General features: G+C 67.8%; 6 protein-coding genes. 4 read left to right on the top strand and 2 right to left on the bottom strand.

What is annotated here, in order from left to right; genetic code table 11:
- Positions 1-355: 355 nt before the first annotated feature.
- Both LzC2_RS17750 and LzC2_RS17745 read left to right on the top strand, forming a co-directional pair.
- Positions 356-1426, top strand: a complete 1071-nt coding sequence (locus LzC2_RS17750; protein ID WP_206678780.1) for a DNA adenine methylase — start codon at positions 356-358, stop codon at positions 1424-1426.
- Positions 1423-2268, top strand: a complete 846-nt coding sequence (locus LzC2_RS17745; RefSeq protein ID WP_171189367.1) for a DpnII family type II restriction endonuclease — start codon at positions 1423-1425, stop codon at positions 2266-2268. The genes LzC2_RS17750 and LzC2_RS17745 overlap by 4 nt, the downstream gene beginning before the upstream one ends.
- A 60-nt stretch (positions 2269-2328) precedes the next feature.
- Here LzC2_RS17745 and LzC2_RS22630 read toward each other — a convergent pair whose 3' ends face one another.
- Together LzC2_RS22630 and LzC2_RS17735 are read right to left on the bottom strand one after the other, a co-directional pair.
- Positions 2329-6426 carry a PAS domain-containing hybrid sensor histidine kinase/response regulator gene (locus LzC2_RS22630; RefSeq protein ID WP_171189365.1) on the bottom strand — a complete coding sequence of 1366 codons (4098 nt, stop codon included), beginning with the start codon at positions 6424-6426 and terminating at the stop codon, positions 2329-2331.
- Between the two features lie 157 nt (positions 6427-6583).
- Entirely contained in the window at positions 6584-7015 is a 432-nt protein-coding gene (locus LzC2_RS17735; RefSeq protein WP_206678779.1) for a very short patch repair endonuclease, read from the bottom strand.
- Positions 7016-7142: 127 nt separating this feature from the next.
- On the opposite strand from LzC2_RS17735, the gene LzC2_RS17730 reads away from it, so the two are divergent.
- Both LzC2_RS17730 and LzC2_RS17725 read left to right on the top strand, forming a co-directional pair.
- Positions 7143-8420, top strand: a complete 1278-nt coding sequence (locus LzC2_RS17730; RefSeq protein ID WP_171189363.1) for a DNA cytosine methyltransferase — start codon at positions 7143-7145, stop codon at positions 8418-8420.
- A gap of 533 nt (positions 8421-8953) precedes the next feature.
- The coding region (locus LzC2_RS17725) for a S41 family peptidase (RefSeq protein WP_171189362.1) at positions 8954-10774 on the top strand (1821 nt) is incomplete at its 3' end.

The raw sequence follows: 10774 nt of genomic DNA, 5'->3' as shown, positions 1-10774 counted from the left end.
GCGATAAACTTCAGAGCGTGAGACTTCAGTTCGTGGTCCACGGGTCGGGGCTTTCGAAGGGAGACGAAGGACGTCAGACATCCCCAGTTTCCCTCCGAGAGCCCCGGCTTCCCACACTCTCACTGGCGTCTCGCCAGTGCTGGGTGGCGTGGACGAACAGGTCGTTCGCCGAGTGAGGAATCCCGCCACTCTCACTGGCGAAACGCCAGTGCCACCCGCCGGAAAGCTGGACCAAAAGGACGCAACGGCAATCACGCCGGAACAGAGATCTCGGCAGCCGGATCGAAAAGGCGTTACGCTGGCAGTTCCGCCGATAGCTCCGGCAACACGTCCACACCGCTGCCGAGGAACTTGAATGCCCGCTGCCGCCCGACCGCTGTTGCTCTCAGACAGACCAATGCCGGACTGCGTGCGGGATTATCCCATGATGCGGTATATGGGCAGCAAGTTCAGGCTGCTCCCATGGCTTCACGAAGTGCTTGGAGAGCTAGAATTCGCTTCCGCCCTAGACGCCTTTTCGGGTTCCGGGTGCGTCGGATTTCTGCTAAAGGCGATGAACAAACGAGTGACTTCGGCGGATTTCCTAGCTTTCCCGATCGAAATTGCTACAGCGACCGTTGCGAATCCCGGAGTGAGGGTGTCTGAAGAAGAAGCCGAACGGCTAATGGAGTACGACCCGAAGCACCGCCATTTCATCGAACACACATTCACCGGTATATTCTATACGCCTACGGAACTGCGATTCCTAGATCGGGTGTCGTGGAATATCCGTAAGCTTACCGATCCGATTAAGCGGTCAATCGCCACAGCAGCCTTGATTCGATCATGTGCCAAGCGGCAACCGCGGGGGGTCTTTACTGTTGCCGGAGATCCAGCTCGGTACAAAGACGGGAGACGAGACCTACGACTCTCGCTCCGAGAGCATTTCCGCGAACACCTAGCTAAGTATAACGAGACTGCGTTCGACAATGGCCATAAGAACAGGGCGGTTCGGAGCGACGTATTCGACCTCGACCCTACTGGAATCGACTTGGTATACCTCGACCCGCCCTATGTGCCACGCTCCGACGACAACTGCTACATCAAGAGATATCACTTTCTAGAGGGTCTCGCCTGTTACTGGCATGGGGTTGAGATTATGGAGTCGACCCGGGTCAAAAAAATCGCCAAGCCCTATACTCCGTTCTCATACCGACGAACAGCGCACGATGCGTTCGACCGAATGTTCCAACGTTTTGCAGACAGCGTGACGGTGCTGTCTTACTCTTCAAACGGATATCCTGACCTGGATGAAATCGTCCGGCTACTCAGTCGATACCATTCGTCAGTAAGCGTGGTTGGCCGTCCCCACCGCTATCATTTCGGAACACACCGATCCGCCTCTCGCAACGAGGTCACCGAGTATTTGATCGTGGGGAAAAGATGAAGCGCTACCGCCAAACTTTAAAGGAAGTCGTTGCCGAACTTTCGGCGATTGAAACAACTTGGATCGACGATCATTCGGCGGCCGTTCTATCGGCAATCGGTCGAATTTCTGTACGGGATACATATTCCCGGGAACACGTCTCCGCACTGTTCTCCGCCGACTTCAAGGCGGCCCAAACAGTCGTGCGATTGGTGCTCGGGATGTCCAGAGACGAATTTACTGTCGCCTTGAAGGATCGGCTTGGGTCTGTAGGCGGAGTCGGAGTCCTTCGATTCAATAAAGACCGGGAGGCTTATCTCGATGCACTAGACGATCTCAGCATTCGGCCTGCCTTGGGTGGGTTGGTCAACCGCCCAGTCGATTGGAAAGACATTTTGGAAGAACGCCTGCGGTTTGGTCGCGGGAGCGCTATCAAGGGACAAAATCGCGGCCGATCGCTGGAAGATGCCATCGAATCAATCGTTTCCAACGTGTTCGGTGCCGGAAGCTATGAAACCCGCTGCCGATTTGTTGGGGCGAACGGAACCGAGACGGAGAAAGCAGATTTCGCTATCCCCTCTAAAGACGACCCACGAATCTTAATTGAGTGCAAAGGATACGGGGCGACTGGCAGCAAGCAAACCGATGTGCTGGGAGATATTGAGCGGATCGCTGCTCGTAAACGTTCGGACACCCACTTACTTCTCGTCGCCGATGGAGTTTCTTGGAAGGAACGGCTGAACGACCTGCGAAAGCTCATCGCATGGCAGAATGAAGGAAAGATCTCTCGAATTTACACACAGATGATGGCCGTAGACCTAGAGTCGGACCTGCGAGACCTGAAGAAAGAACATTCCCTTTGAGCAATCCGAATAAAATCTCCATGCTGCTTACGGGAAGTCGCTGTATTGCTTCGTTTGTGCTCACCGGGTGAGAAACGCTTCGGTCAGGGCGGCGGCGAGGCGTTGGACGGCGGCGGTCATGGCGTCGCCGGCGGGGGGGAGGTCGGCGACGCGGTCCGCGGGCAGCGAGGACGGGTCGCGGCCGCGCATCAGGGCGTCATCGACATGGGCGCTGGCGGCGGCTTCGGCGGCGGCGGCGGCGGCTTTGGCCCGCTCCCCGCCCAGCGTCGCGCAGATCCCCTTGAGCGTGTGGGCGGCGACCCGGGCGGCCTCCGCATTACCGGACCTGGCGGCCTGGTCGAAGGTGCGACAGAGCGGCGGGGCGTCCTCCGCGAACAGCCCGGCCACCTCCGCCAACAGCCCGCTATCCCCGCCCATCCGGGCCAGCGCCGCCGACCGATCGAACAACGCCAGCCCGTCCTCGTCCCGGTCGATCACCGGCGCCGACCGGCTCTCCGCCGGGGCGTCTTCCGCCGGGAGGGTCTCCGCCAGGTCGTCGTCGTCCATCACGGGCATGTCGAACTCCGTCTCCGGCAAGTCCTCCTCCTCCAGCTTGCCGGGGAGCGCCGGGAGCGTCACGGACGTCGGGTGACGGGGGTCGACGACGGGCGAGGCGGCCAGACGCTCCGCCCGCTCCCGGGACGGCGCCGTGCGACGGGCGCGGCGGGCGTGCCGTTCGAGGGCGCCGATGAGTTCGTGTACGTTGATCGGCTTGGACAGATAGCCGTCCATCCCCGCCTGGAGGCAGCGCTCCCGGTCGCCCTTGAGGGCGTGGGCGGTGAGGGCCAGCACCGGGGTGCGGGGCAGACCGCGGGCCTCTTCGATCCGGCGGAGTTCGGCGGTCGCCCGCAACCCGTCGAGCACCGGCATCTGCACGTCCATCAGCACGGCGTCGAACCCGCCGCCCCGACCGCCGACCGCATTCTTGCGGACCGGAGATTTACCCGCGGCGGCGCGGTCGGCGGCGCGGTCCAGGGCTCGGGTGAACGTCTCCACGCCGGCCCGACCGTTGACGGCGACCGTCACCTTGTGGCCGCGTTTGGCCAGCACCGCGGTGAGGACTTTGCGGTTCGCCGCGGTGTCTTCCACCAGCAGCACCCGCAATCGGGCGGCCTGGGCGGCGGGGATGACCGACCGCGGGCGATCGCCGTCGGAATCGTGGATCGGCTCGGCGCCCAGGGCGGCGACGATCGTGTCCAGCAGTTCGCTGCGGGCGATCGGCTTCTCCACGGCGCCGGCCACGCCGGGGGCGTCCAGTTCGGCGCGGCGTCGGCGCCGGCCGTCCGCGGTGACCAGCACGACCCCGGCGCCGCCCGCCGCCGCCGCTTCCGCCACCACCCCGCCCTGAGGCGCCCCGTTCACTGTGGAGGACTTCCCGGAGCCGGCCTTGGGAAGACCGGCGAGGGCGGCGTCGGCCAGGACCAGCGGGAAGGCGTGCCCGTCGGCGGCGGCGGCGGCGACCATGTCCCGGGCTTCCTGCTCGGTCGAGGCGGAGACCGGCGACATCTGCCAGCTTTCCAGCGCCTCGCACAGCAGTCGGCGGTTCTCCGGGCTGGCGTCCACCACCAACACCGGCAGTCCCCGCAGTTTGGGAACCAGATCCTTCGGGACGTCCGCCGCCGTCCCCTCCATCGAGACCGACGCCGGGTCCGCCGCCGGCAGCGTGAGCGTCACATGGAACGTCGTGCCCGTCGCCGGCGCGTCGTCCGGGGGCGCGTCGTTCGTCTCGTCGGTATCGGATTCGCCAGTACGCGATTCGCCGGTTCGCGATTCGGCCTGCGGCAGGTCGGACTCGGAGAGGCTTTCCATCCACACCGCCCCGCCCATCAGCCCGATCAGACGGTGGGTGATCGACAGCCCCAGCCCGGTGCCGCCGTGCTTGCGGGTGGCGGTGTTGTCGGCCTGGGCGAAGGGTTGGAAGACGCGCTCGCGGTCGGCGGCGGCGATGCCGGGGCCGGTGTCCTGCACCGTGAGGTGCAACCGGACCGGGTCGCCGGGTTGCGGGTCGGGGCCGGCCGCGTCGTTGCCCGCGTCGCCGCCGGACGTCTCCCGTTCGATCCGCACCGCGACGCGACCGCGGTCCGTGAACTTCACGGCGTTGCCGGTCAGGTTGGTGAGGATCTGCCGCAAGCGGACCGGGTCGCCGGTCAGGGCGTCCGGGACGCCGCGGGCGACCGAGCCGGTCAGTTCCAGCCCCTTGCGGTCGGCGATCGGGGCGAGGCTGCGGACCGTTTCCTCGACCACCTCCCGCGGGGAGAAGGGAATCGGGTCCAGTTCGAACCGCCGGCTCTCGATGCGGGAGAAGTCGAGGATCTCGTTCAACAGTGCCAGCAGGTGATCCGCGCTTTCGCGGACCGTATCCAACCAATCCAAGACGTGCGGGGGGAGCGCCTCGTCGGCGGCCAGTTCGGTGAACCCCAGGATCGCGCTCATCGGCGTGCGGAGTTCGTGCGAGACGTTCGCGAGGAACTCCGTTTTCGCCCGGCTGGCCTGCTCCGCCCGGCTGGTGGCGCGCTCTAACTGCTCGGCGGCGCGCTTCTGTTCGGTGATGTCGCGGGCGACGAACGCGGCGCCGACCACCCGGCCGGCGGCGTCCCGCACCGGGCCCACCGTCAGGCTGACGTCGATGCGCGTGCCGTCCGCCCGCACCCGTTTCGTCTGGAATTGTTCGACCCGTTTGCCGGCGGCGGCGGTGGCCATCAATCGGGCGTCCTCTTCCCGCCGCTCCCGCGGGACGATACCCAGCTCCGGCGCCGTCCGCCCCAGCGCCCGCTCGGGCGAGTGGCCGTACATCCGCACCGCCCCCTCGTTCCACGTTTGCAGCACGCCGGCGAGGTTCTTGGACGTGACCGCGTCCGGGGTGGCGCGCACGATCTCCGCTAACCGATTGCGGTCCTGATCCCGGCGACGGCGGGCGGTCACGTCCCGGGTGAAGCACCGCAGCGCCGGCCCCACGAACAACCCGCCCTCCGGCCCCATGCCGCCCTGCCGGCGCTCGTCGTCATCGGCGGCGGCGTCATCGGCGGCGGCGATTTCGGCGGACGCCGGGCGATTGGGCGCCTCGCCCGGCCCCGGCGGGGCGGGGGGGAGGCGGGCGTCGGCGTCGATCAGCAGCGTGCGGATTTCGCCCCGGGACGAGCCGTTTCCCTCGTTCGCCCGGCGGGAATCGGACGCCCGGCGGGCGTTCGACGTCCGTTTTGAATCGGGAGCGACGAGGAAGTCGGCCTCATGCCCCAGCAGCGCCCGCCCCGATCTGGCGGCGGCCAGCAGCGGCCCGCCGCCGCGACCGCCGGGGGCGAACAGATCCGAAATCGGACGCCCGGCCAGCGACTTCGGCGAACGCCCCAGCGACTGCGCAAACGCCCGATTGCAGCGCCGAATGACCCCGTTCGGTTCCAGCAGCACGATGCCGGCGGCGGCGGTCTCGAACAGATCGAACAGGTCGTCCTCCCGCGCCGCCAGCTGCGCCCGCGTTCGCGACAGGGTCAACGCCCCGGCGACCTGTCGCCCGATCGCCACGGCGATCGCGGCGGCTCCTTCAGCAGTGTTCGATGCGCCGCCCCGCGGAGCCGGGTCGGGGGTGAAGAACTCGCACACGGCGGCGACCGCCCCGCGGACGAGGATCGGCACGGCGAACGCGCTCCGCAGGCCGGCGTCGCCCAACGCGGCCCGGGCGCTGCCGGCGTCGGCGCGGGTCTCGGCCAGTTCGACCCACGCCGGTTCGCCCCGATGGAAGGCGCGGCCGGCGGCGGTGGGGGCCGAAGGACCGACGCCCCCCGGCAGCGCCCCGGCGCCGAACCCCTCCAGCGCCCCGACGAGCGCGGCGCCCCGCTCCGACCGCTCCCCCGCCGCGGAAAGATGCCAGATGTTGGTGTCCTGGAAGCCGGGATCGGGCGAGCCGGCGTCCTCTTCGCTCTCCCCGCGGCGTGGCCCTTCGGGCAGGGGAAGCACGACGTGACCGAGCGGCCAGCCGGTCAGCTCGCAGGCCAGCTCGACGGCCGATTCGAGCGCGGCTTCGGGCGAATCCATCCCCTCGGCGGCGAGATCCGCGGTGCGACCCAGCGCCTGAGCGAGCGCCGCTTCGGATGCGGCAGCGGCGTGGGGCGGGGGGGAGGTCACGCGGGGATTGTCTGCGCCCGATCGTCGGCGCACAGCCCGCCGCACCCCCTTTGGGGGTTCGCCCGACGCCACGGCAGGGCGATCACGGGGGCCGCCGCGGGGTGAAGGCGGGAGGCACGAGAAAACACGCAGCGGAGCCCCCTTCTTTCCGCCCCCCTCACCCCTCGCTTTTCACGAACCGCTGGAGTCGTCCCGCCAGCCGTTCCAGGCCCGCGGCCTTCGTCTGGCACTCCCAGACGACCATCACGCCCCAACCGGCCTCGCGCAGCTGCCGTTGCACGCGGCGATCGCGGCGGACGTTGCGATCGAACTTGGCCTGCCAGTAGTCGACGCGGGTGGCCGGCGTGCTGCGACCGCGCCGGCAGGCCGGATGCGGGTGCCGATGCCAGAAGCAGCCGTGCACGAACACGACCTTCTTCGGCCCGGGGAAGACTAGATCCGGCGTCCCCGGCAGATCGCGGCGGTGCAGCCGGAACCGCAGGCCGAGTCGATGGGCGAGTTTTCGCACCGTCATCTCCGGGGCGGTGTTCTCCGCCCGCACCGCCCGCATGATGGCGCTCCGCACGGCGGGGTCGACGGAATCGGCCACGGGCGACGGACGGGTTGAAGGTGGAAAGAGGAAGGTGGAAGGGGGAAACCGCCACGGCGTCTCCTTGCTTGCCCCGTCGCTCCCCCTGCAACCTTTCACCTTCAACCTTCCCCCTTCAACCCGTCTCATGTCCCCGCGGTTCGCGACGATCGCCCTGAGCGCCGCCGAGGCCGCCGACGGCGTGCTGCCGCTGGGACCGCTGCGGGCCGGCGCCTCGCAGGGCGGGGGATGGCTGGCGGGTTCCGGTACGATTCGGGTCGAGCTGCCGAGCCGCCAAAGCGAAGTCGAGGGCGAAGGCGGGGAGAAAACCGCCGAGCGGACGCTTGAAGCGACGTTGTCCGGCGCCGGACCGCTGTTCGGCGAATCGGCCCAGTCCCCCGCGCTGGCGGCTTGGTATGCGGACGCCGGTCTGAGCGACGGCGGAGCGGTGTTATTACGGCGGACCGGGCACGCCTCCGCGCGGCTCTCGCCGACGGCGGCGCGGTTCCGGTTTATCGACCTCTTCGCCGGCATCGGCGGGTTCCGGCTGGGCTTTGAAGCGGCCGGGGGGGAATGCGTGTTCTCCTCGGAGATCGACGCCGACGCCTGCGACACCTATGAAGCGAACTTCGGCGACCGTCCGCACGGCGATATCACTCAAATATCAGCCGCGGACGTGCCCGAACACGATCTGATACTGGGCGGCTTCCCCTGCCAGGCGTTCAGCATCATCGGCAAGCGACGCGGTTTTGAAGACACCCGCGGCACGCTGTTCTTCGACGTCGCCCGGCTCATTAAGCATCATCGCCCCGCCGCGGCGGTGTTGGAGAACGTCAAACAATTCCGCACCCACGACGGCGGCCGCACCTGCGCCACGGTCGTGCGCACGCTGGAGGAACTGGGTTATACGGTGCACGTCACGGTTCTCAACGCCCTGAACTACGGCGTCGCCCAGCGTCGCGAACGGACGTTTATCATCGCCCTCCGCAGCGATCTGGACGGGGCGAACGAGTTTCAATGGCCGGCGCCCTACCCGGAGCGGGCGGACCTGGCGGAGATTTTAGAGCCGGACGACGCCGTCGCCCCGAAGCTGTGGGGGACGGAATATATCCGCGCCAAGCGCCTCGCCCGATTGGCCGAGCAGGGGAAAGAGCCGCTGCGTCCGTCGATCTGGCATGAAAACAAAGGCGGCCACATCGGCCAGCACCCATATAGCTGCGCGCTGCGGGCGAACGCGAGCCACAGCTATTTATTAGTGAACGGCGAACGCCGCCCCACCGGCCGGGAGCTCCTGCGATTGCAGGGTTTCCCGGACGAGTACCGCATCGCGGTGAGCCACCGAGCGCTCCGCAAACAATGCGGCAACAGCGTCGCGGTCCCGGTCATCGCCGAACTCGCCGCCGCGGTCACGCGGGTCGCACTTTAGGGCGAACCGCCGTTCGGCGTAGCGGCGGGCGCCGCGCGACCGCATGGGGTTTCGACGTACGTCGTCCCCCCGCTTCTGGGGAAATCGGCGACGCCCCCGCCCCGAACGTGCGGGAAGATCCCTACGCCGATCACGCGGTTGCGAAAATCCCTATAGGATCGGCATCGCGCTTGCTGAGCGGGGCCCCATAGGTGAACCTCGTACGCAGACGCCCGAGAGAACGGGACGACGGGGCGTCGGTCGTGCTGAACGCCGTAGGGAATCGCCGCGGAAACGCGGCTCAATCCCCTGATTTCATAACGCTTGCTCAATATCGAGAACCCCGGCTCCAGGCCTGATCGGAACCGCGACGGCGGGGCGCTCCGGCTGTGCGGATTAATCCGCCTTCTGAGCGGGATAGAAGTTTGGCGTACGAACTTTCCCGGCGTAGCCTCAAGTCGTGCGGCGGCCCGACCGGGCCCCCACGCCGGAGTCCAACAACTTCCCGCCGAGACGCCGCCAAGGAGGCCGGCCCCGGCTCAGAGCCAGGTCCCATGACCAAAGCCTCCCGCTCGCTCGCCGTACTCGTCGCCCTCTGTGGCGGCTTCTTCCTCCCCGCCGGCGCCGCGAACGTCGCCGTCGCCGGGCCGGGGCAGTTTGAGGATGCGGCGTCGCTGGCCGACGCGGTCGCGGACGGTCGCAACCTGGAACGGGCCCGCAAGTGGGGCGAGGCGATTCGCCACTACGACGACGCCCTCGACCGCTTCGCCCCGGATCACGACGCCGTCGACGCGGAGCCGGTCTCCGAGCCGATTCGGGCGCTGCAATACGGCATCCGTCGCAGCAAGATTCATTACGGCATCCACCGCCGCTACGCCGACCCGAGCTACACCGACGACCTGCTCAAGCGCTCGCCGCAGGCCGCGCTGGACCTGTACGACGTCGTGCTCAGCCAGGTGCGGCGGAACTACGTCGAGCCGATCGGCGCCACCAGCCTCGTCGCTCACGGCACCGAAAGCCTCTATCTGGCGCTGTCCGATCGCAAGTTCCTCGGCCACAACCTCCCGGCCCACGGCCGCGACGGCGGCGCCGCGGAGCAAAACGTCGAACGCTTCCGCGAAGCTCTCCGCACCGACTTCTGGAACGCCCCGGTTCGCGAAGGGGCGGAACGCCAGACCGTCGCCCGGGCCGCCCGCATCGGCCGCGAGCTGTGCGGTCTGAGCGAATCCGCCGTGATCTTCGAGTACCTCGCCGGCTGCACCAACGCCCTGGACGACTACAGCACGTTCCTCTCCCCGGACGGCCTGGCTTCGCTGTACGGCAACATCGAGGGCAACTTCGTGGGCATCGGCATCGAGATCGAAGCCGAGTCCGGCCGCGGTCAGTTCCTTCGCAAGATCCTCCCCGGCAGCCCCGCCGAAGAGGGCGGCGCCAAAGCCGGCGAGTACATCTCCGGCATCGCCGGCGTCGACTGCCGCGACATGACCACCGACGAAGCCGCCAAGCTGCTCCGCGGGCCGGAGTTCAGCAGCGTCGAACTGGAGATCACCGGCGCCGACGACGTCGTCCGCCGCGGCCGGTTCGTCCGCCGCACCGTCGAGGTGAACAGCGTCGAAGCGGTCGAAATGATCGACCCGATCGACGGCGTCGGCTACATCCGCATGGGCGGCTTCCAAGAGACCACCGCCCGCGAGATGGCCGACGCCCTCAACACGCTCCGCGGCCAGGGGATGCGGAAGCTGATCTGGGACGTCCGCGGCAACCCCGGCGGCCTGCTGGACGCCGCGGTCGACGTGCTGGATCTGTTCATCGAAGACGGCGTGCTGGTCGGCACCCGCGGCCCGGCCGGCGGTCAGACCCAGACCTATCAGGCCCGCAGCCGCAACACGCTGACCAAGCGGGATCTGGAAGTCGTGCTGCTGGTCGACGGGGACAGCGCCAGCGCCAGCGAGATCGTCGCCGGCTGCTTCCGCGACCACAAACGCGGCCTGATCGTCGGCCGCACCACCTACGGCAAGTGGAGCGTCCAGAGCATCATCGACCTGTCCGGCGCCCGCGGGGGCAACGGGGGGAGCGGAATGAAGCTGACGACCGCCCGCTTCTACAGCCCCGACGGCCGCAACTACGCCAAGATCGGCATGCAGCCGGACGTGACCGTGCCGGAGTTTGCCGAGGACGACCTCGACGAGGCCGTCGAACCGAGCGTCGGAGTGAACGACGAGCTGTTCGCCGCCGCCGACCCGAACCCGAACGTCCGCGGCGAACGCACCAGCAATTACCGCCCCAGCCGCATCGCCCAGGGCAAAACCGGCCCCCGCGTCCCCCAAACCAGCCTGCCCCTGAACCAGCAGCCGGACATCCGCGCCGCCTTGAAG

The organism is Alienimonas chondri (genome assembly GCF_013036045.1).
GTDB lineage: Bacteria > Planctomycetota > Planctomycetia > Planctomycetales > Planctomycetaceae > Alienimonas > Alienimonas chondri.
This window is presented reverse-complemented; position numbering and strand designations above follow the sequence as displayed.